This window comes from Streptomyces sp. NPDC048643 (assembly GCF_040650615.1).
Classification (GTDB): domain Bacteria; phylum Actinomycetota; class Actinomycetes; order Streptomycetales; family Streptomycetaceae; genus Streptomyces.
In genome coordinates this window covers 1-1,907 of sequence record NZ_JBEZHO010000112.1, presented here as the reverse complement: position 1 = coordinate 1,907, position 1,907 = coordinate 1, and the positions used below count along the sequence as shown (strand labels likewise).

The window sequence follows — 1,907 nt, the reverse complement described above, 5'->3', positions numbered from 1 at the left end:
ATGGCGGAGGAGGACCCGGGCTGCTTCGCGGGTGTGCGGGAGGTGATCACCGGCGGTGACGTGATCTCCCCGACCGCGGTCCAGCGGGTGCTGGACCACTGCCCCGACACCGTCGTGCGGTCGACGTACGGTCCGACGGAGACCACCCTGTTCGCCACCCAGACACCCTGGGCCGAGGCGGACGAGGTGCCGGCTCCCATACCCGTCGGGCGCCCGCTGGACGGCATGCGCGCCTACATCCTCGACGGCGATCTACAGCCGACTTCGAACGGCGCAGCGGGGGAGTTGTACATCGCGGGTGCGGGGCTGGCCCGGGGCTACTTCGGGCGCCCGGATCTGACGGCGGAGCGGTTCGTGGCCGATCCCCTCGGTCCTGTCGGCAGCCGCATGTACCGCACCGGGGACCTGGCCCGCTGGTCGGGCGATGGCCTGCTGGAGTTCGTCGGCCGTGTCGACGACCAGGTCAAGATCCGCGGCTTCCGCATCGAACTCGGCGAGATCGAAACGGTGTTGAGCAGTGCCCCCGAGCTGGCGCAGGTCGCGGTCCTGGCCCGCGAGGACCAGCCGGGCGACAAGCGTCTCGTGGCCTATGTGGTGGCCGGGGCGGGGAACGACACTCTGGACACCGAGGCCCTGCGCGCGTACGCGGCCGGCCTCCTGCCGGAGTACATGGTGCCCTCCGCGTTCGTGGTTCTCGACCGACTCCCGCTGACCACCAACGGGAAACTGGACCGGCGGGCCCTACCGGCGCCCGTGTACGAAGCCGACCTGGCCGGACGCGGTCCGCGGACCTCGCGGGAGGAGATCCTGTGCGGGCTGTTCGCCGAGGTCCTGGGCGTGCACTCGGTCGGGATCGACGACAACTTCCTCGCACTGGGCGGCCACTCTCTCCTCGCGACCCGCCTGGCCAGCCGCATCCGATCGACCTTGGGCATCGAAGTTGCCGTACCGACCCTCCTCAAGGCTCCCACCGTCGCCGCCCTCGCCGACCGGCTCGACGAAGCGGAGTCGGCCAGGCCCGCGCTGACCGCGGTGGAGCGCCCCGCACGGATCCCGCTGTCGCCCGCCCAGAACCGCCTCTGGTTCCTCAACAAACTGGAAGGGGCGAGCGCCACTTACGTCCTGCCGCTCGCCGTACGCCTTTCCGGAGATCTCGATCGAGCAGCTCTGGAAGCGGCGATAGCCGATGTGGTCGGCCGGCACGAGGCCCTGCGGACGGTGTTCCCGGAGGTCGACGGGGAGCCTCAGCAACTCATTCTGGACCCCGTCCAGGCCCGCCTCGAACTGCCCGTGGTGGAGGTCGAGGCAGCGGACCTGGACGAGGCACTCCGAGCCGCCGGCAACACCGCCTTCGATGTCACTGTCGAACTGCCCCTGCGGGCGCGCCTGTTCACCACCGGCCCGGACAGCCACGTCCTGCTCCTGGTGCAGCATCACATCGCGAACGACGGCTCGTCGCTGGCCCCGCTGGCCCGTGACATCAGCCTTGCCTACGCCGCGCGGTGCGCGGGTACGGCGCCGACCTGGTCGCCGTTGCCCGTGCAGTACGCCGACTTCACCTTGTGGCAGCGCGCGCTCCTCGGCTCGGAAGGCGACCCCGGTTCTCTGGTGAGTGAGCAACTGGCCTTCTGGAAGGGCGCTTTGGATGGTCTTCCGGACCAGCTCGAGCTGCCCTTCGACCGTCCTCGGCCGAAGGTGGCGGACTACCGCGGCGACACCGTTCCGATCCGTATCGACGCCGAACTGCACCGCGCGCTGCTCGACCTGGCCCAGGAGACCGACACCACCCTGTTCATGGTCCTCCAAGCCGCGCTCGCCACCCTCCTGACCCGACTCGGCGCAGGCTCGGACATCCCTCTCGGCACCCCCGTCGCGGGACGCACCGACGAAGCACTCGACGACCTCGT

Annotated in this window: 1 protein-coding gene; it reads left to right on the top strand. The window is 70.3% G+C overall.

The features are described 5' to 3' along the window. The coding region (locus AB0C62_RS42100; RefSeq protein WP_362982604.1) for a condensation domain-containing protein at nt 1-1,907 on the top strand (1,907 nt) is incomplete at both ends.